Origin of the sequence: Pseudarthrobacter sp. NPDC092424, from assembly GCF_044754925.1 — a bacterium.
Lineage (GTDB): Bacteria > Actinomycetota > Actinomycetes > Actinomycetales > Micrococcaceae > Arthrobacter.
This window is the reverse complement of the sequence record NZ_JBIVQC010000005.1, coordinates 190,574-217,032: the sequence shown is the minus strand read 5'-3', so window position 1 is coordinate 217,032 and position 26,459 is coordinate 190,574. Positions and strand designations below refer to the sequence as shown.

Sequence of the window (26,459 nt, the reverse complement as noted above, 5' to 3'; positions counted from 1 at the left end):
TGCCATGAAAATCAACGCCTTCGCAGATGTGAGCCTGAGGGCACTCATGGTGTTGGCCGCCGCCCCGGAGGGAACTCTGCTGACCACGCAGAACGTGGCGGACTCGGTGGCCACGCCCTACAACCACGTGAGCAAGGCGATGGCCAAGCTGCGCAGCATGGGCCTGATCGAAGTGGTCCGTGGCAGGGCCGGCGGAGCGACGCTCAGCCATGCCGGCCGGACCGCCACTGTGGGTGCGATTCTGCGCGGGCTCGACACCCGGAGCGACCCTGCCGACTGCGTGGCGCCCAGCGGCAACTGCCCCCTCATCAACGAATGCCGCCTCCGTGCGGCCCTCGCCCGCGCCCGGGAAGCCTTCTACAGCGAACTCGATTCGGTTCGGATTGCGGACCTTCCCGTGTCCCGGCAGATGGCCCCTGTCTTCGAAATGATCGGGCTTCGCCCCGGCCTGGAGCGCTGGCGCTAGGGCCGGTGCGGCCCAATTTGCATCCTCTTTCTACGACATGTAGAAATTGAGCCATGAATACTTGCATGCCAAATGCCAGTATTCGCGAAGGCCGGACGAAGGCCCCGGCCGCTACCTCAGGAGTTCCCGTGCTCTCGGACAAATCCCGCCCCATCATCGAAGCAACCCTGCCTTTGGTGGGCTCCCGCATCGGGGAAATCACCCCCAAGTTTTACTCCCGCCTTTTCGCCGCACATCCGGAACTGCTGGACGGCCTGTTCAGCCGCTCCAACCAGCGCTCGGGCAACCAGCAGCAGGCCCTCGCCGGAAGCATCGCCGCTTTCGCGACCCACTTGGTGAATAACCCGGGCACCCTGCCGGAAACCGTTCTGTCCCGGATCGCCCACAAACACGCATCGCTGGGCATTACCGAACCCCAGTACCAGGTGGTCTACGAGCACCTGTTCGCAGCCATTGCCGATGACCTGTCCGAGGTGATCACCCCGGAAATCGCCGAGGCCTGGACCGAGGTCTACTGGCTCATGGCGGACGCCCTCATCAAGATCGAAAAGGCCCTGTACGCCCGCCAGGCCAACAGCAGGATGTGGGCTCCGTGGCGCGTGGCCGCCAAGACTCCAGCCGGCACCGGCGCCATGACCTTCACCTTGGAGTCCGCGGACGACACGCCCATCACCGAGGCACTTCCCGGCCAGTACGTCAGCGTCAAGGTCACGCTGCCGGACGGTCTCCGCCAGGTCCGTCAGTACTCCCTTTCCGACGACGCCGGCACTAGCCGCACCTTCACCACCAAGCTGGACGACGGCGGCGAGGTCTCCCCCGTGCTGCACCGCGACGTACGGGTGGGCGATATCCTCGAAATCTCAAACCCCTACGGCGAAATCACGCTCAAGGACAATGAAGGTCCCGTTATCCTCGCGTCCGCCGGGATCGGCTGCACACCCACCGCGTCCATCCTCCGCTCCCTCGCCGAGTCCGGTTCAGACCGCCAGGTCCTGGTCCTGCACGCGGAAAGCACGCTCGAAAGCTGGGCGCTGCGCGGCCAGATGACTGACGACGTCGAACGCCTGAACGGTGCCGAACTGCAGCTCTGGCTCGAAAAGCCTGTCGAAGGCGCCAAGGAGGGCTTCATGTCCCTGCGTGAAGTGGACCTTCCCGCTGACGCGTCGCTGTACCTCTGCGGCCCGCTTCCGTTCATGAAGAACATCCGCAACCAGGCCATCAACGCCGGCATCCCCGCCACGCGCATCCACTACGAGGTTTTCGGACCCGACATCTGGCTGGCCAGCTGACTCCCTTCCACATCGATTGCTCCGTACCGGCCGTTTTCACGCCTCAAAACGACCAAAGCGGAGCAATCCATGGGTGGGTGGACGACGGCGGCCCCGCACCTTTCACGAAAGGTGCGGGGCCGCCGTCGTACTTTAAGGGTTCTGCGCCATGAAGATCAGCCGAGGCGGGACTTGAGCCCTTCAAGCTCGGAGCGGAGCGCTTGCGGAAGGGACTCGCCGAAGTTGGCGAACCATTCCTCGATGGACGCGAGCTCGGCTGCCCACTCGGCGGGATCGACCTTCACCGCTTCCTCGACCTGCGCCGGGGTCATGTCCAGGCCCTCCAGGTCGATGGCGTCCCCGGTGGGGACGAAGCCAATAGGGGTTTCGACGGCGTCGGCCTTGCCCTCGAGCCGCTCGATGGCCCATTTGAGCACGCGTGCGTTGTCGCCGAAGCCGGGCCAGGCGAAGCCGCCCTCGGAGTTCCGGCGGAACCAGTTGACCAGGAAAATCCTGGGCAGGCGCTCCGGGTTAGCCTTGGCGGACAGGTTGACCCAGTGGTTCAGGTAGTCCCCTGCGTCGTAGCCCATGAAGGGCAGCATCGCCATGGGGTCGCGGCGGACTACGCCGACCGCACCGGCTGCTGCTGCGGTGGTTTCTGAAGACAGCGTGGATCCCATGAAGATGCCGTTGGACCAGCTGCGCGCCTCCGTGACCAGCGGGATGGTGGTCTTGCGGCGGCCACCGAAGAGGATGGCGGAGAGCTCCACGCCTTCGGGGCTGTAGTATTCCTGCGCCAGCATGTCGATCTGGTCGATCGGGGTGCAGAAGCGCGAGTTGGGGTGCGCGGCCGGATTGTCCGAATCCGGCGTCCAGGAATTGCCCTGCCAGTCAGTCAGGTGGGCGGGCACTTCGTCCGTCATCCCCTCCCACCACACGCCGCCGTCATCCGTCAGTGCAACGTTGGTGAAGATGCTGTTGCCCTTGGCGATGGCACGCATGGCGTTGGGGTTGGTGCCCCAGCCGGTTCCGGGAGCGACGCCGAAGAGACCCGCCTCGGGGTTCACCGCACGCAGCTCGCCTTCCTTGCCGAAGCGCATCCAGGTGATGTCGTCACCCAGGGTTTCCACCTTCCAGCCTTCGATGGTGGGGTCGAGGAGGGCGAGGTTGGTCTTGCCGCAGGCAGAGGGGAAAGCAGCGGATACGTAGTAGGTCTTCTGCTCGGGTGAGGTGAGCTTCAGGATGAGCATGTGCTCGGCCAGCCAGCCCTCGTCGCGCGCCATGACGGAGGCGATGCGCAGGGCATAGCACTTCTTGCCGAGCAGCGCGTTTCCGCCGTAGCCGGAACCGAAGGACCAGATGGAGCGCTCTTCGGGGAAGTGCACGATCCACTTGTCCGGGTTGCAGGGCCACGGAACGTCTTCCTGGCCGGGCTCCAGCGGGGCGCCCACGGAGTGCAGGGCCGGCACGAAGAACGCGTTGGTCTCGGTGATCCTGTCCAGGACATCGGTGCCGATGCGCGCCATGATCCGCATGGAGGCAACCACGTAGGCGCTGTCCGTGATCTCGACACCGAACTTCGGGTCCTCGGCATCCAGGTGGCCCATGACGAACGGAATGACGTACATGGTGCGGCCGCGCATGGAGCCTGCGAACAGGCCGCGCAGCTTTTCCTTCATCTCGGCCGGGGCCATCCAGTTGTTGGTGAAGCCGGCATCCCGCTTGTTCTCCGAGCAGATGAAGGTCTGCTCTTCGACGCGGGCCACGTCCGCGGGGTCCGAGAAAGCGGCGAAGGAGTTGGGGAACAGGTCCTGGTTCAGGCGGGTCAGGGTTCCGGCCTGGACGAGCTCGTCCGTCAGGCGGGTGTTCTCCGACTCGGAACCATCCACCCAGTAGACACGGTCGGGCTGCGTCAGTTCAGCAACCTCTTCAACCCATGCCAGCAGACCGGCATGTGTAGTGGGTGCTTTCTCAAGCAGCGGCTTCTGCGCCAGATCGCCCATTTCGGTTCCCTTCCTCGGGTTCATCGGTGTGTCCTAAATGCTATGGTCCGTACCACCGGCCATTTTCGGTCCGCCGCCGGGCCTCAGGCCGCCGAAAATCCAAAAACCGCGCCGATTCAACAAATTTTTCCCTCAAATCGGCGGGTTAAGTGATCAAGGTCACCTATACCGGTCTAGTCATGCAGATTACACGTGTTTGGATTTGGCACGAAGGGCCACCCTCGCGTAAAGTAATTCGAGGTTCGGGGAGAGCGGTTCTTCTCCAAGAACACGAGATGCGCCCATAGCTCAGCTGGATAGAGCGTCTGTCTACGGAACAGAAGGTCAGGGGTTCGAATCCCTTTGGGCGCACAAAATGAAACACCCCGGTCTTCGGACCGGGGTGTTTTTTGTTGCCCGGCCGGACGTTTTCGACGCTGAACTCCGTTCCCGCTGCGCAGCCTCATTGACGCACCCCAGATATGAAGAGCGCCGGCGCGCAGTCGCGTCGAAATCACTCAGTCGCGTCGAAACCAGCTATGCGCGTCGAAAACGCCAGGCGCGTCGGAAACCACCTCGCGCGTCGAATACCCGGGCCCACCAGGCCCACTGCGCAGCCCTCACAGGAAGCCCCGCGCCACAGCCCGGCTCCCCGACCGGGCGTACGCTGTCCCCATGACGCCTGATCCCCAGAACCGTGAATATGACGTAGTCGTGATCGGCGCAGGAGCCGTGGGGGAAAACGTTGCAGAGCGGGTTGTCCAGGGTGGCCTCACTGCGGCGCTGGTGGAGGCAGAACTGGTCGGCGGTGAGTGCTCGTACTGGGCATGCATGCCGTCCAAAGCCCTGCTGCGGCCCGGCACCGCACTGCATGGCGCGCAGACGATGCCCGGAGCCAAGGAAGCAGTGACCGGAACACTTCACGCGGCCGCGGTACTCGAGAACCGGGACAGGTTTACTTCCAACTGGGAGGACGTCAGCCAGGTGCAGTGGGTCGAGGAGGCGGGGATCGAGTTGATCCGTGGCCACGCCCGGCTGACGGGGCCCAGGACAGTAGAGGTGGCCGGTACTGACGGCACCTCGCACCTGCTGGCCGCCCGCTGCGCAGTGGTCCTGGCCACGGGGTCCATGCCCACCACTCCCCCTATCGAGGGACTGGATGAGGTTGAAGTCTGGGGCACGCGCGAGGCGACGTCCGCCAAGGAGATCCCTGAGCGCCTGGCAGTCCTGGGTGGCGGCGTGGCGGGGACTGAACTTGCGCAGGCCTTCGCGCGGCTGGGTTCCGCCGTCACCCTCGTGGCGCGCGGCCGGCTCCTGGGCAACTTCCCCGAGGAAGCCGCACAGTTAGTTGCCGCCGGGTTGCGCGCCGACGGAGTGGATATTCGCACCGACACGGCAACCCACAGCATCACGACGGACGACGACGGCGCGCTGTGCCTCCTGGTCGATGACGGCTCCGGAGGCCGCACCACAGTCGTGGCCGACAAAGTGCTGGTGTCCACCGGCCGGCAGCCCGCGCTCCAGGGCCTGGGCCTTGAAAGCCTCGGCTTCGAAGCCGACGAACAGGGGAACCTGACGCTCTCCACCGACACGACAGGCCTGGTCGGGGGCGCCCCCGGCGAAGGATCCTGGCTCTATGCGGTAGGCGACGCCGCGGGTAAACATCTCTTCACCCACCAGGGGAAATACGAGGCCCGCGCCACCGGCGACGCCATTGCCGCCAGGGCGAAGGGCGAACTGGACGGCACACCCCGGGCCTGGAGCCGCTACGCCCAAACTGCCAATGACCACGCCGTCCCCGGCATCGTGTTCACGGATCCGGAAATCGCGGCTGTGGGCAGAAACCTGAAGCAGGCACGGGACGGTGGCTACAACGCTTCCACGGTGGAGCTTCCCATCGAGGTGGCCGGTTCGTCCCTGCACGCCGAAAACTATCAGGGCTGGGCGCAGCTGGTGATCGACGAGGACAGAAAAGTCCTCCTGGGCGCGACCTTCGCCGGTCCGGATGTGGCAGAACTCCTGCATGCTGCCACGATCGCCGTGGTGGGCGAAGTTCCGCTGGACCGGCTCCGGCATGCCGTCCCGTCCTACCCCACCCTCAGCGAAGTGTGGCTCCGGCTCCTGGAAAAATACGGGCTGTAGGAGAATCCGCCGGCGGGCACGTAGGGGAGGAGCCCGGTTCCCCAGGGTTTTCAGGGGATGATTGATCACATGCGCCAGATGGGGAACAGCGGAAAATTTGCGGTCATCACCGGCATTGTCGCGGCCGGACTCCTGGTTCTCACCGGGATGACGCTGGCGCTGCCGGTGTTCGTGGCTTTCGCCGGCGTCCTCGGGCTCGCCTACCTGGCCTGCATCCTGGAACTCATCCTTCGTCGCCGCCACGTAATGCTGGTGCTCGGGGGCCTGTGCACCAGCCTCGCAGTGGCCGGGGCCTTGGCCTTCCTGGGCACCTGGGAGCTCTCCTTCGACGGCCAGTCGTCCCTCATCGGCACGCCGCTGCCCACCGACGATCCGGACACGTACTTCGTCCTGTCCGCCGGCTCGCTCGTCGCCGCCTTCGCCGTCCTGTTCATCGGCGCTGTCTGGCCCGGCCGCGCACCGGCAGGGAGGGCAGCGCGGAAACCGCCGGTCCGGCGGGCGGCGGCAAGGGGCGCAACACGGCCTGCGGTGCAGCGCGCCACCCAGCCGCGGACTGCAAGGCCGCAGCCTGCGCAACCACGCACGACGGCGGGCGGCCGCGCCCCGCTGCGGCAGGCGCCGTCGTCCGCGCAACGGCAGGGGTCCGCTGCAAAAGGCGCGGCAAAGCCAGGCGCCGCGGCTAGAGGGACGGCAAAGCAAGCCCCGCCCAGGCAGCCTGCCCGAAAGCCGGCGCCGCGCCGCTGACGCGCCCGTCCCGGCGGCGTCAGACAGGTGGACGGGCACCGGAACCAGCGCCTTTCAGTGCGCGCGCGGAACCTTGAACCGGGTAATGCGGGCGTCCTGGCCGTCCAGTTCGGCCCACGGCTTCTCCGTCTCCAGGACGGTCAGCGCATTGGTGGGGTAGCGGGTGGCGGCGTCCATATAGGCGTCGTGGTCCGAATCGCGGGAAGCCAGGTGCATGGCGAGGTCCTGGACGCCGGGCAGATGAGTGATCAGCATCAGCGTGGTCACGGTGTCCGGCACATGGTTCACCACGGCGAGAATCCCGAGGGCCGACGCTTCGTACAGCCCGTCCTCCAGCTTGGGCGTCGGCGCCTTGTCGCCGAGCTCCGAGCACACCCAAGTGCAGGTCTGCCGGGTGCGCAACGCGCTGGAACACAGGATGAAGTCCGGCACGATGTTGTGCTTGAGCAGCCACCGCCCGGCCAGCGGCGCTTCACGGTGTCCCCGCTCCTCGAGGGGACGCTCGTGGTCCGCCACGCCGCCAGGCCAGTCGGCCTTGGCGTGCCGCATCAACACAAGCCGTCGAAGATGGTGCCCACTCATGGCCCAAGCCTAGTCCCAAGCCGCGGGGCCCAATGCCGGGAGAGCCCAGCTAGATGGAGTATTCCGGAGCGGCCCAGACAACAACCTCGGGGTGCTCGTAGAACCGGTAGCCCTGGCCGCGTACGGTACGCACGGTGTTGGCCAGACGGCCCAGCTTGGAGCGGAGGCGGCGGATATGGACGTCGATAGTGCGCTCATTGGGCACTTCCTCGGCATTGCGCCACAGGCCCTCGAGCAGTTCGTCGCGGCCCACGGTGCGCGTTCCGTTCTCCACGAGGTAGTTCAGCAGCTCGAATTCCTTGAACGTCAGGTTCAGGGATTCGCCGTCCAGGTGTACCTCGCGGCGAGCCAGGTCGATCAGGACACCGGAGGGGCGGGGCTCCTGCTGCGCCGGGCGCGGGGTTTCGGTGCGCTGCCGGGCGTTGACGGTGGGGTCACCAAACGTTGAGCGTACGACGTCGAGCGCGGAACCCGGGGTGCCGGCGGGGGCTATGGCAACTGCTGCGTAGCTTTCGGCACCGGCCACCAGCGACTGGGCGTAGGCACGGATTTCCTGGGCGAGCTTGGCAATGGAGGTACCGGCTGCTGCAGCGGTTTCCTCATCGATGCCCATGTACAGGACGAAGCCGCGGGCTACGTTGTCGTTGGCCACTGGGCGCACTGCGTTGGGCCCGGCCACTACGGGAGTGGGGGCGGTCATGGGCGCGGATTCTGCCTGCGGGACTGCGCGGAGCTGGCCGTATGAGTTGGGGTTGTAGCCCTGGGGTACGTAGCCCGTGGCCGGGAAGCTGCTTCCGGCGCCGACGGGAGCGGCAGGCGTCCGCTGCCCGAAACCGGGACCGGGGCGGAATCCGGTGGACTGGGCAGCCTTGGCGGCGTTACGGACGGAGATATGGACGTATCCGGATGCAACTGACATGAATGCTTACCTCAATGTGAATGGCCGTCATCGCGGCTCGAATGCTAGGTCCCCGCAATGCTGGGGAGGGGCGCCCGACGCTGGGCTAGTGGGGCGAATGCCTAAGAACTTCAAAGGGTGGGAAGGTCAGGCGTGCATTCGGCAACAGCGCATCCCGGCGGCAGCAGGTGCGCTGTGCCAGTAATCTGCGGCTGCAGGTGCTGTTGAGTTCTTGTTCACATTGGAAGTGTGACGCGTAACAATGCGAACTTGCAAGTAACAATGGACCAAACCGTCCGCATTATGAGACGAAATGGACTAATGTGCCGCAAATCACGATTCAGTTACTCGGCGGTAACAGCAACCAAAATGCCAATACCAGTCCGTAACCCGCGCAATACCAGCGCTTTATTCGGATGGTTGCCACAAACGATGTCTTTAATGCATTTTCCCGCACGGGCGTGAAATCGCCCTGCCTGCACGGGTTCGCTGTCCACCCGGACCGGCATTCGGACACCAGGCCGACAGTGTGCGGACGACCTCCGGACACGGCGTTCAGGTCGTTAGGCTGAACTTCACAGCGGGTGCACAGGCTGCCCTAAGCCCGGCTACAACGAGAGATCGGAGAGTTGCTCCATGGCCACTTCGCACTCCATGACCAACAACCTTCCGCAACTCTCCCACCCGGACGGCTCTCCGATCCGCGCCCTGGTGGTCGATGACGAGCCCAGCCTTTCCGAGCTGATGAGCATGGGACTGCGCATGGCCGGCTGGTCCGTGGCGGTTGCTGCCGACGGTCCGCAGGCGGTGAAACTGGCCAAGGAGTTCCGGCCCGACGTCCTGGTGCTGGACGTCATGCTCCCAGGGTTCGACGGCGTTGAGCTCCTGGGCAGGATCCGTACCTTCGCGCCTGAGGTGCCGGCCCTGTTCCTCACCGCCAAGGACGCCGTCCAGGACCGGATCCTTGGGCTCGCGGCCGGAGGCGACGACTACGTCACCAAGCCGTTCAGCATGGAGGAGGTCCTGCTCCGCCTGCACCGCCTGGTGCAGCGCTCCGGAGTGGCCGCCATGGACACGGCCGAGCTGGTGGTGGGAGACCTGGTCCTCAACATCGATACCCGCGAAGTAACCCGGGCCGGAGATGACGTCCAGCTCACCGCAACCCAGTTCGAGCTGCTCCGGTACCTCATGGAGAACCCGAGACGCGTGGTCAGCAAAGCCCAGATCCTGGACCGCGTATGGAATTACGACTTCGGCGGCCAGGCCAACATCGTGGAGCTGTACATTTCGTACCTGCGCAAGAAGATCGATGCCGCGCACCCGCCCATGATCCACACCGTCCGGGGTGCAGGTTACGTCATCAAGCCGGCGGACTAGATGGCATTCTCCGGTCCAACTCCGCCGGCCACCTCACGGCCTGCCGGCTCCAGCGGAGCGCCGCGGAACTGGCTGAAGCCGGCCACCTGGCACCTCCGGACCCGGCTCACCGCTTTGGCCATGGCCCTGCTCATCACGATCTGCGGCGCGGTCGGGGTAGTCAGCTACGCCTCCATGGACACCTTCCTGACCCGCCAGCTTGACGACCAGCTGACCCAGGCCGCGGAGCGGTCCAACGATCCGGGACGGCCACCCATGGGTGGCTTCAACGGGCGCGACCCGCTGGATGCCCGGGGGCAGAGCGTCGGGACGCTGAACGCGCGCATCGTTGACGGCCAGGTCAGCAGTGCAGGATTTCTGGCCCCGGACACCACACGGTCAGCGCTTTCGGCGAAAGACAAGGAGACGCTCCAGGCGCTGGCGGCCGGCTCCGCACCGGTGGACAGGAAGCTGTCCACCGGCAACTACCGGCTGGTCGCCGTGCAGACATCGTTTGACGACGTCCTGGTGACCGGGCTGCCGCTCGCTGCCAAGGAAAGCACGCTGGCCTCCCTCGTATGGACCTTCCTCTTCGTGTCGCTCGGCGGGCTGCTGCTCGTGGGATTCGCCGGAACGGTGCTGATCCGCCGCACGATGAAACCGCTGGAGCAGCTTTCCGGGGTGGCCACCAGGGTTTCCCGCCTCCCGCTGGACGCGGGCGAGGTCGCGCTGGCAGTGCGGGTGCCGCCGTCGAACGCCAATCCGGGAACAGAAGTAGGCAGCGTGGGACACGCGCTGAACCTCATGCTGGACCACGTGGCCAACGCGCTGCAGGCCCGGCAGCGCAGCGAAACCAAGGTGCGGCAGTTCGTAGCTGACGCATCGCACGAGCTGCGCACTCCCCTGACTGCGATCCGGGGCTACACCGAACTGCTCCGCATGACCGAGCACTTCACGCCTGAGGGCGAACGGTCACTGGCCCGCGTGCAAAGCCAGTCCGAGCGCATGACGGCGCTGGTGGAGGACCTGCTGCTGCTCGCCCGGCTGGACGAGGGGCAGCCGCTGAAGCTGGCGGACGTGGACCTGACCCAGCTGGTGATTGAAGGTGTCAGCGACGAGAAGGTCATGGCGCCGGGGCACAACTGGCGGCTGGAACTGCCCGAGGAGCCCGTGGTCGTTGCCGGCGATGCTGCACAGCTTCGCCAGGTGCTGATGAACCTGTTATCCAACGCGCGCAAGCACACGCCTGCCGGCACCACCGTGGAGACGAGGGTCAGGGTGGTTCCCGGCGGCGCCGCGGAGGTTGCGGTAACGGACGACGGCGGCGGGATTCCCCCGGAGTTCGTGGACAAGGTCTTTGCCCGGTTTGCCCGCGCAGACGCGGCGCGGAAGGGCGCCTCCGACCGAAGCGGCCCTGCGGCGGCCGAAGGGACCAGCGGCCTGGGGCTGTCGATCGTACAGTCCATTGTGGAAGCGCACGGCGGCACCGTCAGCGTCGAGTCACGGCCCGGCCGGACGAGCTTCATAGTCAGACTGCCCATTACGTCCGGGTGAGGCGGCAGGCAATGGCGACGCGCCGCCGTCGTGATCTCTGTTACCAAAATGTGACTTCGGCCTGAAACTCCTGTACCGTCGAATGGTGCGCTTCCGTTCGTGGCGCATGTCCGGATGACGCCGAGCTCTGCCGCTTCCCGGACTCCGATAGACCGATGGCAGAGGCGGGGGACCCACCGTCCCGGGCACGCTATCAGGCCCTTGGGGTTAAGCCAGCACGTGAATGTTCCGTGCGGCCGGATGCCCTCATCCGAACCCGACAGCTAACTCCGCAGGTGTGAGAGGCGATCCATCATGTCTGAATTCCAGGTAGAACCGCGCCCAAATTCTGGCGTTCCCACCCGCGCAGCCGCCCGCGCGGCCAAGCGCTCCCGCCGTGGCACCTTCCCCGCATTGGGGCGCCGGGCTGCCGTGCTGGCGGCATCCTGCGCGCTGCTGGTGGGCGTTGGCGCTGCGGGCCAGGCCACGGAGTCGATGACCCGCGCTGCATCCACGGAACCCGCGGCCACGCAGCTCTCCCCCGCTGAGCAGCAGGCGCAGCTGGCCCTCGAAAAGAGCGAGCTCCAGTCCGCCGCGGCAGAAGCCGCCGCCGCCAAGGCAGCCGCCGCCAAGACGGCCGCTGCTGAGAAGGCTGCCGCCACGAAGGCTGCTGCCGCGAAGACGGCCGCCGAGAAGGCTGCAGCTGCGAAGGCTGCCGCAGACAAAGCCGCGGCCGAAAAGGCTGCTGCCGCGAAGGCCAAGGCTGCGAAGCCGGCCGCCGTGAACGACCCCGCTGGCGCGCAGGCCTACGCCGCCAGCCAGCTGGCGGCGTACGGCTGGGCGCCGGACCAGATGCAGTGCCTGAAGACGCTGTGGACCAAGGAATCCGACTGGAAGACCACGGCCACCAACTCCAGCAGTGGCGCATACGGCATCGTGCAGTCCCTGCCTGCCGAGAAGATGGCAAGCGCGGGAGCCGATTACCTCACCAACTACCGCACGCAGATCAACTGGGGCCTGGACTACATCAAGGAGCGCTACCAGTCACCGTGCGGCGCGCTGAACTTCCACTACGCCAACAACTGGTACTAGGCAGGACCGGCCCGCCGGCCGGGACCGGCAGGGCGGGGTCTGTTACCCGTCCTGCCGGCTAACCTGCGATGCCGTACAGGCGGTCGCCGGCGTCGCCCAGGCCCGGAACGATGTAGGACTTTTCGTTGAGTTTCTCGTCGATGGAGGCCAGCACGATGGTCACGTTAGCGCCGGAGAGTTCCTCTTCGAGCTTGGCCAGGCCTTCCGGGGCGGCCAGCAGGCAGATGCAGGTGACGTCAGAGGCGCCCCGCTTGAACAGGAACTTGATGGCCTCGCGGAGGGTTCCGCCGGTGGCAAGCATCGGGTCCAGCACGAAGATCTGGCGGTCCGTCAGGTCCTCAGGCAGGCGCTCGGCGTAGGTGATGATGTCCAAGGTTTCCTCGTCGCGGGCCATGCCCAGGAAGCCAACCTCCGCCGTGGGGACCAGTTTGGTCATGCCCTCAAGCATCCCCAGGCCGGCGCGGAGGATCGGAACCACCAGCGGCGTGGGCTTGGTGAAAGCCGTACCCACGGTGGTGCTGACAGGGGTCTCGATAGTGACTTCTTCGGTGCGGACCTCGCGGGTGGCCTCGTACGCCAGCAGCGTGACCAGCTCCTCCGTCAACTGCCGGAAGACCGGCGAGGGGGTGTTTTTGTCCCTCAGGACGGTGAGCTTGTGGGCGACCAAGGGGTGGTCAACAACGAGAGTGCGCATGGGTCCAAACTATCACCCGGCACGATGGTCCCCCGGGCCGCGGCCCCGGCCCGCATCCGCTCCGCGCTCCCCCTGGTGCTCGGGCATGTGGTCGTGGATTTTCTCCGCCACGACGTCCCGCACCACGGGGTGGTCGAACGTGGGTGCGGGACCCACGTGTTCCTTGCGCCTTGTCAGATGGAAGAGCCTGTGGGCCAGGATCACCAGGCCCACCCAGGCACCGCCCAGCAGCCAGCCGGCAGTGACGTCCGTGAGCCAGTGGTGGCCAAGGAAGACCCGGCTCAGGCCCATGGCGATGATGAAAATCACTCCCGCGGTGATGGCCATAACGCGCACCCAGAGCTGATGGAACTGCAGGCACAGGACGTACAGCAGCACACCGATGACCACCGTCGTGTTTAACGTGTGGCCGCTCGGGAAGGACGGCGAGTGCTCGAACGGGGGGACGGCTTCCGAGTGGTCGGGCCGCGTCCGGCCTACCAGGCGCTTGCCGACGGTGGTGGCGTAGATGGAGACGGCCGCGGCACCGCCCACCAGGATAATCGGCCGCCATGTCCTGCTCAGGAAGGTTAACCAGGCAGTGAGGATGCTGGCCAGGATGGGCATCCCCACCCCGCCGCCAATATTGGTGAAGCCCGTGACGAAGGCGTCCAGCTCCGGGTTCCGGAGGGTCTGCGAGTACTCCAGCGCCGGAATGTCGAGGTTGGTGAGCCCTTCGTCATCCACCACATTCGAGTAGACCTCCGCGCCGAGGAGCGCGAGTGCCACCACAAGGCTGCCGCCTACGATCAATGTCAGCCAGAGGGCGGCGTACGGCTTGATCCATTTGTCCATGCGGTCTTTGACAGTACTCACTGTGCCTCCCGGCGGATGGTCGTCACGGGCTCTGGGTATCCTTCGAAACTATCATTGAGCCATGGTCTCCGCAGGAAAATCACACCACGAATGGATGGGCCTCGCCCTCGCGGAGGCCCGTCGTGCCCTTGCCACGGCGGATGTGCCGATCGGCGCCGTGGTCATAGGGCCCGACGGCGGCCTGCTGGGTTCCGGTCGCAACCAGCGGGAGGAGCTCGGAGACCCGACCGCCCATGCCGAGGTGGTGGCGATCCGCGAGGCGGCGGCCCGGCTCCGTGAACGGGCAAGGCTCGGCGGCGGCGCGGACGACGGATGGCGGCTGGCCGACTGCACTCTGGTGGTCACCCTTGAACCGTGCGCCATGTGCGCGGGAGCGGTTGTGTTGTCGCGGATCCCCCGGGTGGTCTTCGGCGCGTGGGACGAGAAGGCCGGGGCGGCAGGCTCAGTGTTCGACGTTCTGCGCGAGCGCCGCCTCAACCATTGGGTGGAGGTCTACCCGGGCGTCCGTGAGGCCGAATGCGCCGCCCTGTTGCGGGAGTTTTTCGCGACCCACCGGATATAGGGCTGCAGGCCTGGCGCGCGTTTTCCGCGCGCCTGGTCTTTAGCCGCGCAGCGCCTCCAGGACCGTGCGCGCGGTGTGCTGCCAGTCCGGCAGCCTGGAACGGGCATCAAGCGCGGCCGTGCGCCACGTGGCCCGCAGCTGCGGATCCTCCAGCCAGCGGCGGACGACGGCAGCCAGTTCCGCCGGGCTTTCCTGCCCGCCGGGTGTCAGGGGAACCGCGGCACCGGGCAGGATGTGAGCGGGGTGTTCGGAGCCGCCGGACCCGGAAATTCGTTGGCCGAGGGCTTCCACCGCACCGGTCCCGTCCCGCACTACCACCGGAATGCCGCGGGCCAGGGACTCTGTGACTGACATGCCAAAGGCCTCCTCCCGCGAGACCAGGAGACTTAGGTTGGACAGCGCCCACTCCCCCTCGAGTGCAGCACCGGAAAGTTCTCCGGTGAGCCGCAATCGGTCCGTCAAACCAAAGCGCACCAATGCTTCCCTCACCTGCGCGGCATATCCGGGATCCGCCTGATCAGAGCCGACCAGCGCTGCGGTCCAGTTCAGGTTCTGGAGCTTGGCCAGCGCCTCCACCACGAGCAACTGGTCCTTGTTCGGGAGAAGCGCCGCCACGATCACGATGTGGGGAGGGGCCGATCCCGGCGCCGGCGGCGCCGCATCCGTTCCGGGCAAGGCCACATGGATGTTGAGGCCGTGCCTCGCCTGGAGGGTCCGTGCCGCGGTATTGCTGGTGGAGACTACCCCTGCTGCCGCTTTCAAGGCGCGCGCCTCGCTGGCCAGGGTGGGGTTGCCGGTGGTTTTCGCCGCCGTTTCCCCGGTGTCGGGAACCGTCATGTGGACCAGGACCCAGGGCGGCCGCCCTGCTTTGGCGGCGAACTCCAGTTCGTCCGGCGCGCCCACCGCCACCAGCCCATCCACCATGACCACGGCTCCGCCGGGACCGTACTCCTGTTTCGGTTCCAAAAGGCCCGCGAACCGGCGTCGTTCGCGGGGAGAGGCGGCCGGCCAGGACCCTTCGACGGGAACTACCTCAACCTCGGCGGCGAGCATGCGAAGACTCTCAACCAGCCGGGAGTTATAGACGTTCCCGCCGGAATGGTGCCGGATGTTGCCCGGGACCAGCAGCCGGATGGAGGGCGGGTTCACACTGGTGCCGGGTCAGTCGGCGAGATCCAGCGAAAAGGTCGCCCAGGCATCCGGATTTTCGCGGAGGGTGACGTCGATCCCAGCGAGCTGCGCGCCGTCGTCGGACTTTTCAACCTCCCGGGCCACGCGCCGGGCGACGTACTCGGCGAGGGCCTCGGTGGTGCTGAGTTTGCCCGCGAAATCCGGGTGATCGTCCAGGTTCCGGTAGTTCAGGTCCGCGAGGACCTCCTCGATAATGGTGCCGGCAGCGCCGATATCCAGGACGATCGCGTCCGCGTTCAACGCCCGGCGGCGGAAGGTCACCTCCGCGACGAAGGTTGCCCCATGCAGCCCCTGGGCAGGGCCAAATACCTCCCGCGGGAGGCTGTGCGCGATCATGAAGTGGCGTCGGACGGTCAGGCTGAACATGGATTACCTCAGGTTCTGTTGCTGGAGTCGGTGGGATATTCGATCACGTGGCAAAGCGCGTCGCGCCTGCCGCTCGCAAGTTCCTTGACCACTGCGGGGAGCTCGGCGAACGAGGACGAGCCGGTAAGGAACGCGTCAAAAACAGGGTCGGCCAGAAGGGAAGCGGCCAAATCGAGGCGGTCCGCGTTGGTGCGGCGATGCCGGCGTGCGCGGGCAACCACGCCCACCTGGCTCGCCCTGATGGAGAGGCGCCGGGCGTGGAAGTCCTCTCCGAGCGGCACGGTCACGTCCCGGTTGGCGTACCAGGACATTTCGATAATGTCGCCCTCGTCACCGGCCAGCTGCAGGCTGCGCTCCAGGCCCTGCTGGGAGGCTGAACAGTGGAAGACAATGTCGCAGTCAGCCGCGGCTTCATCGGGGTGGACGAAATCCACTCCCAGGGCGTTCGCCAGCCCCTGTTTGGCGGGGTCGAGGTCCACGAGCTGCAGGCGTTCCAGCGGGAAGGACCGCAGGAGTTTTGCCACCATCCCGCCCACCAGGCCAGCGCCGACCACTGCAACCCTGTCCCCCAGCCGCGGTCCCGCTTCCCAGAGTGCGTTGATGGCCGTTTCCACTGTTCCGGTGAGGACCGCCCGGCGCGAGGGCACGTTGTCCGGGATCCTGGTCAGCGAGTCCACGGGGACGACATACCGGTCCTGGTGCGGGTTGAGGCAGAAAACGCGCTGCCCCTTCCACTCCTCGGGGCCCGCCTCCACGATGCCAACGGACAGATAGCCGAACTTCACCGGGCCTGGGAACTCGCCCTCCTGGTGCGGTGCGCGCATTTCGCTGGCGACCCGCGGCGGAACGGCGGCGTGGTGAACCACCATTTCCGTGCCCTTGCTGATGCCCGAGTACAGGGCACGGACGAGGGCTTCACCCCGGCCCGGCGCCTGGATTTTCTCGGAACGAAGCTCGCCCTGCTCCTTGGCGGTGGTCCAGTAGGCGGTAGCGTCGATGGTGGGATTCGAATCAGTCATCTTGCTGATGAATCTATCCGCCATGGTGCGTACCGCAAAAGCCCGCCACTTCATCCGCCTTGGGTCTGCAGCAGTCCGGTGGTGTGGATCGTTTCGAGGAATGCCTCCCAGGCGTCGCCCAGGGGGTCTTCGGGGAGGGTGTCGGGGCAGGGGTAGGTGTCCCAGGCGGGGTGCGCCGGGTGGAGGTCGCGGGCATCGATGTAGCGGAAGCCGGTTGGGTCATGCGGTGCCTCATCCGGCGGGTATTCGGTGTTCGGGCAGGAGTGCTCCGGGTCCGTAGGGTTCGGGAGGTGTTCGGGCAGCATGCAGCCGTGCGGGTGCTCGGGCACGCGGTCGATGTTGAGCGTGGTGGCGGGCAGTTGGGGTGGGTGCCAGGGGTGGGGTTCGGTGTTGTAGTGGCGTCCGGTCGGTGAGGTCCAGCCTGGTGGTGTGGTTTTGGTGGCCGGGGTGGGGGTCCAGGTGCTGGCGTGTTTGAGCCGGTGGTGTTTGGGGCAGGGCTGGGCGAGGTTGCTGACGCCGGTGGTGCCGCCGTGGCGCCAGGCGGTGAGGTGGTCGGCTTCGTTGTCCAGGGAGTGGTTGGTGCAGCCCGGGAACGGGCATTTCGTGTCGCGGAGCCGGAGCCAGTTCCGCATGGCCTGCGGGATGCGGTAGCTGGTCCGGCCGATCTCCAGCGGTGCCCCGTCGCGGGGGTCAACAAGGACCCGGTAGAACGAGCCGGCCCCGTCGGCCAGGATCTGGCGGGCGATGGAGGCCGGGACGGGGCCGTACCCGTCCAGCTCTGCCGGTTCGTCCGTGAGCCCCAGCAGCGCGAACACCGGAACGGTGACCAGGACCTGCGCTTTGGGGACCGGAACCCGCGCAAGGGCACCGTTACCGGTCCGCCCCTCCTCGGCCGGCCCGGCGGAGTCAGCACCGGCATCAGCGGCGGTATCGGCGGCGCCACGGGCGGCGGCATTCTCGGTGTGGGTGTGGGTGTGGGTGTGGGTGTGGGTGTGGGTGTGGGTGTCGGGGTCGCGCCCTGAACCGTTGCCGCGGGCTGTGGCGTGGTTGGGGGCTGTGTTGTTGGTGAGGAGGGCGGTGGCGAAGATGTCGGCGCGGAGCTGGGTGAGGGTCCGTGACTCGGTGGGGCCCTGGAGGGCGCGGGCGATCGCGGTGGTGCGGTTCCAGATCGCCTCGGCCTGGTGCGCGGGAAGGTACGCGCTGAACCAGGACATCCCGTCCCGGTCCGCCGAACACTCGATCCTGCGGTCCGCGACACCCCGCACATGCCGCTTCTCCAGGCTCTCGGGGTGGTGCCGTTCGCGCCAGGCCCGCACCCGGGACCGGAACCTCCCCGGCGTCAGATCCCCCGCCACACACCCCCACACCCCGCCAGCCAGACCACCAGCGCCAGCCGCATCAGGATCAGCCACACCAGGGCCGGCCGGGTCCGGCGCATCGGGGTCGGGAAGGGACGGTTGTGGGGTGAGGAAGTGTGTTTCCAGGGCTGTGGTCCCGGCGGTGGTGAGGCCGGTGGTTTCATCACACGCGATGACCGCGTGGCGCCAGGAGATCGCCCCCGCCTGCAACGCACCCAACGTTACGGGCAGGTCCGTGCACAGGGCCCGGGCCTGGGACAGGAACAAGGCCGCGGCGCCGTCACTGATCCGCAGGAGACAGCCGACCTCGGCCCGGATCGACACCTCCAGCATCCCCGCGGCCTTCACCGCCGGCGGAGCGAGGACCGTTTCGAGCTCGACGAACCGGGCAGCAGCCCGGGCCTTCAACGCCGCGGCCTTCGCCTCACACCGGGCCGCTTCGGCCATCACCTCCAGGAGGGCATCGGCCTCGACCCGCATCGGATCAGCCCACCAATCCCGCACCCCACCACCAGGGACACCGGCAGTCTCCGCCGCACCCGCATTGCCCGAAGGCCGCGAAACCTTGCCGGCGACGGCGCCGGAATTCGGGCGGGCAGCCATGGTCCCCGGAACAGCGCCACTGGCAAAACCCGGGCCGGCAGCACTGGCGGAACCCTGGCCGGCAGCAGCCTGCCGCACCAGCGCATCCAACCGCGCGGCGGAGCCCCCAACAGCCTCCACCGCCACCCCGATACCCCCACCAAAACCCATACCCACATCATCCAACCCGGGTCCGACAATTTGAGCCGCAGCATCCGCCCCGGCAGCACTGGCATTGTGCGCGGATCGTCCTAAAGCATGGGTCAGCGTCCCGGACCTCTTGAACAAGCCCCGTTTTGGGGATGGGCGCCATGCTCCGGTACCCTATTCAGGTTGGTGACGTGTCCGAGCGGCCGAAGGTGCAACACTCGAAATGTTGTTTGGTGTAAAAGCCAACGTGGGTTCAAATCCCACCGTCACCGCCAATAGATAGGCCCCCGCGCCCCTTGTGCATCAAGGAGAGCGGGGGCCTTCGCTTTGCCGCAAGACGTCCCTCGCGGCTGCCGGCTCAGAATCCGAGCCATCGTGCGGTTAGCGCATATATGCCCCATGATCCCGCGGCAAAAAGGATGCCCAGGTAAGCCAGAACAAGCCTGGTGTCACGGAGGTAGCACTTGGACTTCGTCAGGCCCCGCCGTCGGGCCTTCCAATAACCTGCGAATCCGATGGCGGCGAACACAGCCAGTGCCACCGGGCCGGCGGCCCAGCCCAGCAGTGCAATGGTCGCGAAGATGCAAAGCCGCAGCGGATCGAAGGGCGGCGGTGACTGCGGATCGGCGTCGGGATCAGGCAGGTGCCCATGCCGGGCTGCATGCTTGTAGCGCACCAGGTGCGACGGTGTCGGCCCGGCGGCTATCCGCCGGGCGTCGGAAGCGGAACTCATCATCCCTCCTTATCCGCTGCTCAGACCTGCCGGACCGGGAGGAGCCGGGTGCCCGTGGCTGTGCTCATCCGCTGCCTGGCCAGGGCGGGCCAGGCCTGGACAGCGCAGAACGGGGCACACTGGTGATCGCCGGCGTCGCTCTTTGTGCCCACGTGCACGCAGCACTGCGTGAGCCGTTCCTCGATCATGGTCGAGATGTCCATGAAGGGCTTGACCATTATCCGGGTGATCCGTTCGCCGAGGAGCCGGCGCAGGCGCTGCTGCTGCCCTGGAAGCTTGCCGGCAGCCAGGGTGGTCAGGGTACCGATGCCGAGGTCGCACTGGGTGCAGACGTTCTTCCAAAGATCCAATGTCCGCGGGTGGGACAGCGAGGACTGCTCACTGAGCAGGTCCAGCAGTGACGTCTTCATGAGGTTGCGCAGCTCGAGTGGAATGGCGCTGTCGGCGATGCGGTTGGCGATGGTGTCGGGGTTGAGTTCCAACCAGGCGAGCAATTGGTCGTGCCCGATGAGCGCTGTCAGTGAGCGCCAAACCCCTGCGTCGTCCTTCAGCATGTAGCCCACGGATGCACAATGCGGATGTGAGCACGGAAGGGCTGTCAGGTCGTGCCATGAGACCACCCCACCGGTTTGCTCTTCGAGCCGTTCCAGCACGCCCGTATGAGTAAGCCTGTCCATCGGGTCGATGCCGTGGCCGCGCCCGGAACCGAACACCGGCTGCAGCGCGACACCACCCACGAACGGGGTTTCCAAAGCCCTCATAACGACGGCGCCCACCTCGCCGTCGTTGACGCCGAGGGCCGCCGTCATCGTTAGGGTGGTGAAGATACCTGCCTCGGACAGCCGCTCGATGGCCAGGTCTTTGAACCGGGTCAGGTCCCCGCCCCGGTGGTGGATGGATGCTTCCCTGGACGGGCCGTCGTATTGGAGGTAGACCTCGACACGGTCCCGGTGACTGGCCAGCAGTGCCAGCAGTTCGTCGTCGGTGGCTATCAGCATGCCGTTGCTGTTCACCATAATCCGGACGATCGGCCGGGCAACGAGCTCGTCCAGAAGTTCGGACAGATAGGGATACAGCGTCGGTTCGCCGCCGGAGAGCATCAGCACGTCCAGCCGCCCGTTTTCGCGGGCAAGCCGGGTGTCGATATTGGTGAGGACTTCGCTGAGCGGCGCGACTCCCTGCAGCTGAGGTCCCGAGGCGGTGAAGCACGTTGGACAGCGCAGATTGCAGTGCTCAATGATGTCCTGCAGGAGTATGCACGTATGCTGCGTCTGCATGGCGGGCAGCCCGTAGGCATAGGCCGCGGGGACCGGACGATAGTTGCCGTCCTGGTCCGGGATGTGTTGCTTCGTGGGCGCCTGCCACCTCTCCAGATAGCGCAGAATTTCCGGGGACTCGTCGTATAACGTCCTGACAAGCCCGTGATCCGGACAGCCGCGTTCAAGCCAGACCCGGTCATCGCGGATCAGCAGCGCACCGGAGAGCCGCCGAACCTCTTCAAGCGGGAGATTCGCTTCGTGGCACTGGGGACAGAACGCCGTGACGTACCGGTGGATGCGGTCACCGCGCAGCGGCTGTCCGGGACCCGGCAGCGCCTGCCGGGAAGAGAGCCCGCTCATCTCAAGCCCTCATCTGCGACAGTGCCATGACGCAGACGCCGCCGCCGAGCAAAGTGAAGACACCAAGGCCAATCAACAGTCCCGCGCCCAACTGCGAAGTGCGCGGCCGGACCGTCAGAATGCCCGCGACGGCCAGATAGACCGCAATGGGTATGAACACCGCGGGCCCGGCGAGGAAGGTTCTATAGCCCTGGTCCGGAGCAATACCCGCAGTTGTCCCGAAATAGAGGGCGTAGAGGGCAACTGCCCCCACCAGGATCCCGAGCGCCATCAAGCCGCGAATGGGCTGGGGCTCCTTCCGATGCGGCGGCGGGTCCTGCGGAACGTCGGAATTGTCCTCGCTCATGCTGGTCTTTCCTCCAATTTCGGGCGGAGAGGTTTCCCCAATACCCGCAGCATCCGCCAGAGCAGCAGGGGGAGGATCACGATGAGGAACCACTGGGGACGGCTCATCCCCAGCCAAATGATTTCGTTGCCGCGGACGAACTCGACGCCGAAGCGGAACAAGGCGTAGGCGGTGACATAGGAGACGAACAGGTCGCCGGCCCGGTGAAGGCGGTCCCGATACCGCCACATGAGCGCGAACGCGGCCATATGGAACACGATTTCATAGGCAAAGGAGGGGTGGAGCCCTACGCCGGGGACTCCACCCAGCATTGCCGCCTGGGACGGCGTCAGCATAATCCCCCATGTTCCCCCGGTGGGGGTGCCGGGCAGTTCGGTAAGGAGACACCCGATGCGCCCGATGATCAGGGCCAGGGCAACCGCTGGGGCCAGCAGGTCACCGGTCGATTCACGGTAACCTGTCAGCCGTTTACCCACGTGGACACCGAGCCAGGCGCCCACCAGGCCCGCGAGGATGCTTCGGTCGCCGTTGCCCCACCAGTCAGCGAGGGATATCTGCCGGGAAAAGTCCCACGTCAGCAGTCTCGATCCGAGAGCCCCAAAGGCGATGGCGAAACCCGCGATCGGCCACAGCCGGGGATCGGTTAGGCCCCTGCGCCGCTTCTCATAGGCATAGAACAGGAGGGCTGCGAGGATTCCCAGCCCCAACAAGCCGGCGTGCACCAGCCCGTCTCCCGCGAAGGGAAGCCCGGTCATGAGCAGAGTGTAGCAGTGGAGATTCCCGTTCCCGGGTCACCTCGGACAGCCGCGTCACCCTCCCGTTTGTCCAAACGATGCCAGGCTCGGGACCCCATTAGGAACGTGCGGGAGCGGGGCATACTGCAGTGGCAAGAGAGGCTGCGCCCACCCGCCGCCGGCCATGCCGTTCGGCCACATGAAGCACCCCTGGCCATGAACCCTTGATAGCTAAACGCCCTGGCGGGCAACGTCCCGGAGCTCGCGGCGGATGCCGTCGAAGTGCCGCTGCAGCCGCTCGGAGGCGAGCGCCTTGTCCCGGTTGGCCACCGCTTCGTAGATGTCCCGGTAAGCCTGCGCCTGCTCCTCGGGGTTGCCGCGGCCGGAACCCAGCGCCTGGTGAATCTGCCGGTGCACCTGCCAGAGGACGTCCATGAGGCTGTTCAGCACCTGATTTCCAAGGGGAGCGTAGAGGCAACGGTGGAATTCGGCGTCGTGCCCGGTCAATGGCCTGCCCTCCAACGCGGCTTCCCGCATGGCTTCCATGACCTCTTTAAGGCCGGCCAGGTGTTCTTCGGTGAGAAGTTCGATAGCTGGGCCGATCAGGCCGGATTCGAGGGCCTGCCGGACGTCGATGAGCTCCATGACTTCTTCGCCGTTGTGGCGCAGGGAGAGGCGGCCGCGGAACGCCAGTCCGGACGCAAGCGCGCTGAGGTTGTTGGGGGCAACGAACATGCCGAAGCCGTGGCGGATCTCGATCACTCCGAGTGCCTGAAGGACCTTGAGGGACTCGCGGACGGTGTTGCGGCCTACGCCCAGCTCGGAGGAGAGCTCATTCTCCGTGGGCAGCGCATCACCGACATCCAGGCCGCGTTCCAGGATGAGGTCCATGATCCGCGATTGGAGCGCCTCGGAACGGATTCGCGCACCAAACCCTGCAGGCGAAACCGCTGCCGGCGCTGTTGCCACGTCATCTCCTTAGACCGCGTTTCCCGCGGGACCGTTCTTCCTCCCAGTTTACGGAAACGTAACACGGGACTTCCGTTGTTTGGCATCGTCTGGGAGCCGGCGGTTCGGAACGGGGACCAAAGAAAGTCCGTACCGGTTGGGCCAGGTTCCATGTTTAGGGCCCGGTGCGCTCGATACCATGTGGTGACCGGACAGAGGCGTCCGGTGGATCGACTCTAAAGGGAGCCCATGGCCGCGCTGACGGTGGACGATATCCTCTCGGACCTCCCTGTAGGTTTCGCCAGCCTGATCCTGCGGCCGGCAGTGCCGGAGTCTGCGATCGAGCGGTTCATGATCCTCGACGCCGATGACGGGCCGGCGGACTCGGCCTCGGCCTTCGTCCTGCTCATCGGAGTACGCGGCCGCGCCGCCCTGCCCGCCCTGCGGCGGCTCCTGGCCACCCCGCCGCCGGTGGTGGCGGTGAAGGGAACCCGCGAGGACCTGGCGGACGCCGAGGAACTGCTCCGCGTTGCCGGGACCGGCCTGCTCCTGGTGGATCCCGGCGCGGACTGGGACCGGCTGCTGTCGATCGCCAAGGACCGGACCCAGCCCCGCAGCTACCAGAGCGAAGTCCTGACCCTCCTCGAAGAGGACCTGTTCGCCATTGCGCAGACGACCGCCCGGCTTACCTCCAGCCATGTGGTCATCGAGGACGCAGCCAACAAGCTCCTTGCCTATTCCACCGTCTCGAATGACATCGACGAGCTCCGCAAGGCCTCCATCCTGGCCCGGCGGGGTCCGCGCAAGTATGAACTGCTGCTCAAGGACCTTGGCGCCTACCGCGAACTCCACCGCACCCGGCTCCCGGTGCGGGTCCCGGCAAGGCCGCAGGACGGACTCCGCGAACGTGTCGCGGTGGCGCTGTTCGCCGGCAAGCGCATCATGGGGTACATCTGGCTGCAGGAAACCGGCGAGGGGTTCGGGCCGGACATCGACTACGTCCTCAGCGGCGCGGCTGCCAGGGCCTCGGCCGAGCTCATCCGCTACCGCAACCAGCAGTCGGTGCATATGCAGGAGGACCGCATTGCACGGCTTCTCTCGGGTCCGGACGAGGCCGCCGCAAGCGCACGCAGCGAAAAAATTCCGGAAGACCGTCCCGCTGCCCTCATCCTTCTCGGCCTGCCGGCAACCGAATCACAGGCCGATGACGCCGCACTCAAACAGGGCGAGCTCGCCAACCTCGCTTCCATCCACGCCGCCGCGTACAAAACCTCGGCGGTGGTCGGCCAGTACAAGGGCCAGCCGGCCGTGGTCGTTCCGGGCCTGCAAACCGCCGGAGCCGAGGCCGGGCTGCGCTCGCTGGCCGAAGCGATCATCCGCGACGCGGGAAAGCACCTGGGCATCCACCCCTTTGCCGCAATCAGCCCCCTGGTCCCGGAGCTGGCCGCCCTCCATTCGGTTACGCTCACAGCCGAGGCGCTGCTGGCCTGTGCGGCTACCGCCGACGACACCCGGGTAGCCACGCTGGACGGCTTCGAAGGAGAAGTCCTCTTCCGCGAGGCCGTGGAGAACTTCACCTCCTCGCCGTTCCGGCACCGCAAACTAGCGGCGCTGCTGGCGACTGACCGCGAACTCGCGCTGACCCTGCAGGCCTACTTTGACGCGTGCCTGGACGTGGCGGAAGCAGCGCGACGCCTGGTCCTCCATAAAAACACCGTTTACTACCGCGTCAGCAAGGCGGCCCGCTCCACCGGCCTGGCCTTCGGCAACCCGCGTGACGCCCTGGTGACCCTGCTGCACCTGCAGGAATGGGCAGCTAAGCACCCCAAGAACGAAAGCCCCTCATGACCACTGCACTCGATGCCCCGCCACTGGCCCCGCTGCTTGCGGATATAGTGCGCAGGCACAGGCCGCGCCAGGAGGGTGGCCGCACCCCCGCGAACATCCCGTTCCTGTCCACCGTCCCCTACGACAGGTTCGGAATCGCCGTGGCCACCACGTCCGGCGACGTATTCAGTTCCGGTGACGCAGGCGTGCCCTTCTCCATCCAAAGCATCTCCAAGGTGTTCACCTTGGCCCTTGCCCTCCAAAGCAGCAATACCGAAACGCTGTGGTCCCGGGTCCTTCGCGAGCCATCGGGCACGTCCTTCAACTCGCTCGTGCAACTGGAGGCGGAGCTCGGCATCCCCCGGAATCCGTTTATCAATGCGGGCGCCCTGGTGGTGACGGACCACCTGATGCAAGAAACGTCCGACGCCGCCGCGCAGCTCGTGCGGTTCCTCACCGAACAGGCGGGAGGCACAGGGCCCGGGAGTGTGGGCGGCACACCGTACATTGACGAGGCCGCTGCTGCGGGCGAGCTTGCCCGCAGCAGCCGCAACCTCGCGCTGGCCCATTTCCTCAAGGACTTCGGCAACCTCGTGGCGCCGGCGGAAGCCGTGGTGGAAAACTACGTGCGGCAGTGCTCAATCATGATGACCTGCACCGGACTTGCCAAGGCAGCCCTGTTCCTCGCCCGGGACGGCCAGGGCAGGCGGGGGACCGTGCTGTCCCGAAGCCAGGCCAAGAGGATCGGCTCCATCATGCTCACCTGCGGTATGTACGACGCGGCCGGCGAGTTCGCCTACCGCGTGGGCCTGCCCGGCAAGAGCGGAGTGGGCGGCGGAATCCTGGTGGTGGTTCCCGGCATCTGCACTATTTGCGTCTGGAGCCCCCGGCTTGACGCCAAGGGAAATTCACTCGCGGGCACGGCGGCCCTGGCCGACCTCTCCGAACAGACAGGCTGGTCCGTCTTCTAGCCCCCCACCGGGACTCCGTCCACCCTTACGCCGAACCCGGCGGCCGGTATCTGATGCCGCCGGCCGTCCGGAGCGCCTCCATCGTCTCCTCGACGGTCAGCAGCACGGTGGTGTCGAAGGAGCTTAACGCTCCTCCCCCGCTGATCGCCAGGGCAACGGCTGCCATGGAGACGTTGTCGGGCGCCTCCCACAGGTTGTAGCCGTCATGGGCGCCAAATCCGTACCAGAATCCATGGAGCTTTCCGCCCACCGACTCGATATAGGCCTGCGCTGCCATTCGCCTGTCCTCGGGATGGTCGATCAGCCGCGACCACGTCTCCGGCGTGTAACTGAACTTTGAAAGATAAAGAGGCATGGTCCTGTCCTGTCGCTTTGGACGCCGGGCTCTCCCTTACCCACAGGATGGCAGAGTGGTCCCCCGCCGGCAACGCCTTTGACTGC

General features: G+C 66.4%; 25 protein-coding genes, 2 tRNA genes and 1 riboswitch. Of the genes, 12 read left to right on the top strand and 15 right to left on the bottom strand.

Annotated features, from left to right (window positions below):
• Positions 1-4 precede the first annotated feature (4 nt).
• The gene (locus ACIQCN_RS10145) at positions 5-466 is read left to right on the top strand and encodes an RrF2 family transcriptional regulator (protein WP_400606893.1); all 462 of its coding nucleotides are present in this window, start codon (positions 5-7) and stop codon (positions 464-466) included.
• A gap of 128 nt (positions 467-594) precedes the next feature.
• A complete protein-coding gene (locus ACIQCN_RS10140) occupies positions 595-1,755 on the top strand; it encodes a globin domain-containing protein (protein ID WP_400606890.1) in 1,161 nt (386 codons plus the stop codon).
• A gap of 155 nt (positions 1,756-1,910) precedes the next feature.
• Here ACIQCN_RS10140 and ACIQCN_RS10135 read toward each other — a convergent pair whose 3' ends face one another.
• Positions 1,911-3,737, bottom strand: coding sequence for a phosphoenolpyruvate carboxykinase (GTP) (locus tag ACIQCN_RS10135; RefSeq protein ID WP_400610772.1), 1,827 nt, complete (start codon positions 3,735-3,737; stop codon positions 1,911-1,913).
• A gap of 277 nt (positions 3,738-4,014) precedes the next feature.
• Here ACIQCN_RS10135 and ACIQCN_RS10130 point away from each other — a divergent pair.
• From ACIQCN_RS10130 to ACIQCN_RS10120, 3 genes are all read left to right on the top strand, one after another.
• Positions 4,015-4,088: transfer RNA gene (locus tag ACIQCN_RS10130), tRNA-Arg, on the top strand.
• A gap of 303 nt (positions 4,089-4,391) precedes the next feature.
• Entirely contained in the window at positions 4,392-5,858 is a 1,467-nt protein-coding gene (locus ACIQCN_RS10125) for a dihydrolipoyl dehydrogenase family protein (protein ID WP_400610740.1), read from the top strand.
• Positions 5,859-5,927: 69 nt separating this feature from the next.
• The gene (locus ACIQCN_RS10120; protein WP_400606884.1) at positions 5,928-6,602 is read left to right on the top strand and encodes a hypothetical protein; all 675 of its coding nucleotides are present in this window, start codon (positions 5,928-5,930) and stop codon (positions 6,600-6,602) included.
• A 54-nt stretch (positions 6,603-6,656) separates the two neighbouring features.
• Here ACIQCN_RS10120 and ACIQCN_RS10115 read toward each other — a convergent pair whose 3' ends face one another.
• Together ACIQCN_RS10115 and ACIQCN_RS10110 are read right to left on the bottom strand one after the other, a co-directional pair.
• Positions 6,657-7,184 carry a SixA phosphatase family protein gene (locus tag ACIQCN_RS10115; protein WP_400606881.1) on the bottom strand — a complete coding sequence of 176 codons (528 nt, stop codon included), beginning with the start codon at positions 7,182-7,184 and terminating at the stop codon, positions 6,657-6,659.
• Positions 7,185-7,233: 49 nt separating this feature from the next.
• Positions 7,234-8,103, bottom strand: a complete 870-nt coding sequence (locus tag ACIQCN_RS10110; RefSeq protein WP_400606878.1) for a winged helix-turn-helix domain-containing protein — start codon at positions 8,101-8,103, stop codon at positions 7,234-7,236.
• Positions 8,104-8,718: 615 nt separating this feature from the next.
• Here ACIQCN_RS10110 and ACIQCN_RS10105 point away from each other — a divergent pair.
• From ACIQCN_RS10105 to ACIQCN_RS10095, 3 genes are all read left to right on the top strand, one after another.
• On the top strand, positions 8,719-9,459 hold the full coding sequence (locus ACIQCN_RS10105) for a response regulator transcription factor (RefSeq protein WP_400606875.1): 741 nt from the start codon (positions 8,719-8,721) through the stop codon (positions 9,457-9,459).
• Positions 9,460-10,992: a sensor histidine kinase gene (locus tag ACIQCN_RS10100; RefSeq protein ID WP_400610739.1), complete on the top strand. Its 1,533-nt coding sequence runs from the start codon at positions 9,460-9,462 to the stop codon at positions 10,990-10,992.
• Positions 10,993-11,100: 108 nt separating this feature from the next.
• A riboswitch (cyclic di-AMP (ydaO/yuaA leader) is annotated at positions 11,101-11,281 on the top strand.
• Between the two features lie 5 nt (positions 11,282-11,286).
• On the top strand, positions 11,287-12,063 hold the full coding sequence (locus tag ACIQCN_RS10095; protein ID WP_400606872.1) for a hypothetical protein: 777 nt from the start codon (positions 11,287-11,289) through the stop codon (positions 12,061-12,063).
• 58 nt (positions 12,064-12,121) lie between these two features.
• Here the strand turns inward: ACIQCN_RS10095 and upp are convergent, their stop codons facing one another.
• Both upp and ACIQCN_RS10085 read right to left on the bottom strand, forming a co-directional pair.
• Positions 12,122-12,757, bottom strand: coding sequence for a uracil phosphoribosyltransferase (upp, locus tag ACIQCN_RS10090; protein WP_377216696.1), 636 nt, complete (start codon positions 12,755-12,757; stop codon positions 12,122-12,124).
• A 12-nt stretch (positions 12,758-12,769) separates the two neighbouring features.
• A complete protein-coding gene (locus tag ACIQCN_RS10085) occupies positions 12,770-13,612 on the bottom strand; it encodes a phosphatase PAP2 family protein (RefSeq protein ID WP_400610737.1) in 843 nt (280 codons plus the stop codon).
• Positions 13,613-13,673: 61 nt separating this feature from the next.
• On the opposite strand from ACIQCN_RS10085, the gene ACIQCN_RS10080 reads away from it, so the two are divergent.
• Positions 13,674-14,174: a nucleoside deaminase gene (locus ACIQCN_RS10080; RefSeq protein WP_400606867.1), complete on the top strand. Its 501-nt coding sequence runs from the start codon at positions 13,674-13,676 to the stop codon at positions 14,172-14,174.
• Positions 14,175-14,213: 39 nt separating this feature from the next.
• On the opposite strand, the gene ACIQCN_RS10075 is transcribed toward ACIQCN_RS10080, so the two are convergent.
• From ACIQCN_RS10075 to ACIQCN_RS10060, 4 genes are read right to left on the bottom strand one after another with little or no spacing between them, the layout of a single operon-like run.
• Complete coding sequence (locus ACIQCN_RS10075; protein WP_400610735.1) at positions 14,214-15,323, bottom strand: glycosyltransferase family 4 protein; 1,110 nt, start codon at positions 15,321-15,323, stop codon at positions 14,214-14,216.
• A gap of 12 nt (positions 15,324-15,335) precedes the next feature.
• Positions 15,336-15,731 carry a 6-pyruvoyl trahydropterin synthase family protein gene (locus tag ACIQCN_RS10070; protein WP_400610733.1) on the bottom strand — a complete coding sequence of 132 codons (396 nt, stop codon included), beginning with the start codon at positions 15,729-15,731 and terminating at the stop codon, positions 15,336-15,338.
• An 8-nt stretch (positions 15,732-15,739) separates the two neighbouring features.
• Positions 15,740-16,750, bottom strand: a complete 1,011-nt coding sequence (locus ACIQCN_RS10065; protein WP_400610731.1) for a zinc-binding alcohol dehydrogenase — start codon at positions 16,748-16,750, stop codon at positions 15,740-15,742.
• 50 nt (positions 16,751-16,800) lie between these two features.
• On the bottom strand, positions 16,801-18,861 hold the full coding sequence (locus tag ACIQCN_RS10060; RefSeq protein ID WP_400610729.1) for a DUF222 domain-containing protein: 2,061 nt from the start codon (positions 18,859-18,861) through the stop codon (positions 16,801-16,803).
• 164 nt (positions 18,862-19,025) lie between these two features.
• Between ACIQCN_RS10060 and ACIQCN_RS10055 the strand changes: the two genes are divergently transcribed.
• Positions 19,026-19,115 (top strand) — tRNA-Ser (locus tag ACIQCN_RS10055).
• An 83-nt stretch (positions 19,116-19,198) separates the two neighbouring features.
• Here the strand turns inward: ACIQCN_RS10055 and ACIQCN_RS10050 are convergent.
• The 5 genes from ACIQCN_RS10050 to ACIQCN_RS10030 form a co-directional block, all read right to left on the bottom strand.
• Positions 19,199-19,573, bottom strand: a complete 375-nt coding sequence (locus ACIQCN_RS10050; RefSeq protein WP_400606796.1) for a hypothetical protein — start codon at positions 19,571-19,573, stop codon at positions 19,199-19,201.
• 20 nt (positions 19,574-19,593) lie between these two features.
• The gene (locus ACIQCN_RS10045; RefSeq protein ID WP_400610727.1) at positions 19,594-21,192 is read right to left on the bottom strand and encodes a radical SAM protein; all 1,599 of its coding nucleotides are present in this window, start codon (positions 21,190-21,192) and stop codon (positions 19,594-19,596) included.
• Position 21,193: 1 nt separating this feature from the next.
• Entirely contained in the window at positions 21,194-21,538 is a 345-nt protein-coding gene (locus ACIQCN_RS10040; RefSeq protein WP_400610725.1) for a hypothetical protein, read from the bottom strand.
• The gene (locus ACIQCN_RS10035) at positions 21,535-22,293 is read right to left on the bottom strand and encodes a prolipoprotein diacylglyceryl transferase (RefSeq protein WP_400610723.1); all 759 of its coding nucleotides are present in this window, start codon (positions 22,291-22,293) and stop codon (positions 21,535-21,537) included. The genes ACIQCN_RS10040 and ACIQCN_RS10035 overlap by 4 nt, the downstream gene beginning before the upstream one ends.
• 210 nt (positions 22,294-22,503) lie before the next feature.
• The gene (locus ACIQCN_RS10030) at positions 22,504-23,241 is read right to left on the bottom strand and encodes a FadR/GntR family transcriptional regulator (protein ID WP_400610721.1); all 738 of its coding nucleotides are present in this window, start codon (positions 23,239-23,241) and stop codon (positions 22,504-22,506) included.
• Positions 23,242-23,469: 228 nt separating this feature from the next.
• Here ACIQCN_RS10030 and ACIQCN_RS10025 point away from each other — a divergent pair, with 228 nt between their 5' ends.
• Both ACIQCN_RS10025 and ACIQCN_RS10020 read left to right on the top strand, forming a co-directional pair.
• Positions 23,470-25,068, top strand: a complete 1,599-nt coding sequence (locus ACIQCN_RS10025) for a PucR family transcriptional regulator (protein WP_400610719.1) — start codon at positions 23,470-23,472, stop codon at positions 25,066-25,068.
• Entirely contained in the window at positions 25,065-26,018 is a 954-nt protein-coding gene (locus tag ACIQCN_RS10020) for a glutaminase (protein WP_400610717.1), read from the top strand. The genes ACIQCN_RS10025 and ACIQCN_RS10020 overlap by 4 nt, the downstream gene beginning before the upstream one ends.
• 25 nt (positions 26,019-26,043) lie before the next feature.
• On the opposite strand, the gene ACIQCN_RS10015 is transcribed toward ACIQCN_RS10020, so the two are convergent.
• Positions 26,044-26,373 (bottom strand): GYD domain-containing protein, encoded by a 330-nt coding sequence (locus ACIQCN_RS10015; RefSeq protein ID WP_400606782.1) that lies wholly within the window; start codon positions 26,371-26,373, stop codon positions 26,044-26,046.
• Positions 26,374-26,459: the final 86 nt, after the last annotated feature.

What these genes read in the sequence shown, in the direction of transcription:
- ACIQCN_RS10145 (WP_400606893.1), top strand. Translation starts at nt 5, where the DNA reads ATGAAAATCAACGCCTTCGCAGATGTGAGCCTGAGGGCACTCATGGTG.
- ACIQCN_RS10135 (WP_400610772.1), bottom strand. Translation starts at nt 3,737, where the DNA reads ATGGGCGATCTGGCGCAGAAGCCGCTGCTTGAGAAAGCACCCACTACA.
- ACIQCN_RS10125 (WP_400610740.1), top strand. Translation starts at nt 4,392, where the DNA reads ATGACGCCTGATCCCCAGAACCGTGAATATGACGTAGTCGTGATCGGC.
- ACIQCN_RS10120 (WP_400606884.1), top strand. Translation starts at nt 5,928, where the DNA reads ATGCGCCAGATGGGGAACAGCGGAAAATTTGCGGTCATCACCGGCATT.
- ACIQCN_RS10115 (WP_400606881.1), bottom strand. Translation starts at nt 7,184, where the DNA reads ATGAGTGGGCACCATCTTCGACGGCTTGTGTTGATGCGGCACGCCAAG.
- ACIQCN_RS10110 (WP_400606878.1), bottom strand. Translation starts at nt 8,103, where the DNA reads ATGTCAGTTGCATCCGGATACGTCCATATCTCCGTCCGTAACGCCGCC.
- ACIQCN_RS10105 (WP_400606875.1), top strand. Translation starts at nt 8,719, where the DNA reads ATGGCCACTTCGCACTCCATGACCAACAACCTTCCGCAACTCTCCCAC.
- ACIQCN_RS10100 (WP_400610739.1), top strand. Translation starts at nt 9,460, where the DNA reads ATGGCATTCTCCGGTCCAACTCCGCCGGCCACCTCACGGCCTGCCGGC.
- ACIQCN_RS10095 (WP_400606872.1), top strand. Translation starts at nt 11,287, where the DNA reads ATGTCTGAATTCCAGGTAGAACCGCGCCCAAATTCTGGCGTTCCCACC.
- upp (WP_377216696.1), bottom strand. Translation starts at nt 12,757, where the DNA reads ATGCGCACTCTCGTTGTTGACCACCCCTTGGTCGCCCACAAGCTCACC.
- ACIQCN_RS10080 (WP_400606867.1), top strand. Translation starts at nt 13,674, where the DNA reads ATGGTCTCCGCAGGAAAATCACACCACGAATGGATGGGCCTCGCCCTC.
- ACIQCN_RS10070 (WP_400610733.1), bottom strand. Translation starts at nt 15,731, where the DNA reads ATGTTCAGCCTGACCGTCCGACGCCACTTCATGATCGCGCACAGCCTC.
- ACIQCN_RS10065 (WP_400610731.1), bottom strand. Translation starts at nt 16,750, where the DNA reads ATGACTGATTCGAATCCCACCATCGACGCTACCGCCTACTGGACCACC.
- ACIQCN_RS10060 (WP_400610729.1), bottom strand. Translation starts at nt 18,861, where the DNA reads ATGGGTTTTGGTGGGGGTATCGGGGTGGCGGTGGAGGCTGTTGGGGGC.
- ACIQCN_RS10050 (WP_400606796.1), bottom strand. Translation starts at nt 19,573, where the DNA reads ATGAGTTCCGCTTCCGACGCCCGGCGGATAGCCGCCGGGCCGACACCG.
- ACIQCN_RS10045 (WP_400610727.1), bottom strand. Translation starts at nt 21,192, where the DNA reads ATGAGCGGGCTCTCTTCCCGGCAGGCGCTGCCGGGTCCCGGACAGCCG.
- ACIQCN_RS10040 (WP_400610725.1), bottom strand. Translation starts at nt 21,538, where the DNA reads ATGAGCGAGGACAATTCCGACGTTCCGCAGGACCCGCCGCCGCATCGG.
- ACIQCN_RS10035 (WP_400610723.1), bottom strand. Translation starts at nt 22,293, where the DNA reads ATGACCGGGCTTCCCTTCGCGGGAGACGGGCTGGTGCACGCCGGCTTG.
- ACIQCN_RS10025 (WP_400610719.1), top strand. Translation starts at nt 23,470, where the DNA reads ATGGCCGCGCTGACGGTGGACGATATCCTCTCGGACCTCCCTGTAGGT.
- ACIQCN_RS10020 (WP_400610717.1), top strand. Translation starts at nt 25,065, where the DNA reads ATGACCACTGCACTCGATGCCCCGCCACTGGCCCCGCTGCTTGCGGAT.
- ACIQCN_RS10015 (WP_400606782.1), bottom strand. Translation starts at nt 26,373, where the DNA reads ATGCCTCTTTATCTTTCAAAGTTCAGTTACACGCCGGAGACGTGGTCG.